Genomic DNA, 439 nt, shown 5'->3' with positions numbered 1-439 from the left:
CACGGTGCCGACGACGGCGTCGACCGGCACCCGGACGTCGGTGAAGTACACGTCGTTGACGGTGTGGGCGTACATGGTGTCGATGGGCCGCACGTCGATCCCGGGGGTGTCCGCGGGCACCATCAGCAGGGTCAGGCCCTCGTGCTTGGCGCCGGAGGGGTCGGTGCGGACGAGGACGAGGATGTGCCGGGCGAGGTGGGCGGCGGTGGTCCAGGTCTTCTGGCCGTCGAGGACGAAGTGGTCGCCGTCGCGTACCGCGGGCATGCGGGCCGAGGCGAGGTCGGAGCCGGCGCCCGGCTCGCTCAGCGCGATCGCTTCGAAGTGGCCGGCGCAGATGGACTCGACGATGGTGCGTTTCTGCGCGTCGGTGCCCCAGTGCAGGTAGGTCTGCGCGGCGGTCAGGCCGGTGCCGTAGGCGGTGGTGGGGGCGAGCCCGCGC

Annotated in this window: 1 protein-coding gene; it reads right to left on the bottom strand. The window is 72.4% G+C overall.

Annotation, left to right across the window (positions count from 1 at the left end; all coding sequences use genetic code 11):
* Positions 1-439: acyl-CoA dehydrogenase family protein (locus ACL02T_RS34985; protein ID WP_412835106.1), on the bottom strand; the 439-nt coding region annotated here is incomplete at both ends.

Source organism: Pseudonocardia oceanicola, assembly GCF_047200735.1.
Classification (GTDB): Bacteria; Actinomycetota; Actinomycetes; order Mycobacteriales; family Pseudonocardiaceae; genus Pseudonocardia.
Note: the sequence above shows the minus strand (reverse complement) of the source record. Positions and strands in the feature narration are given on the sequence as shown.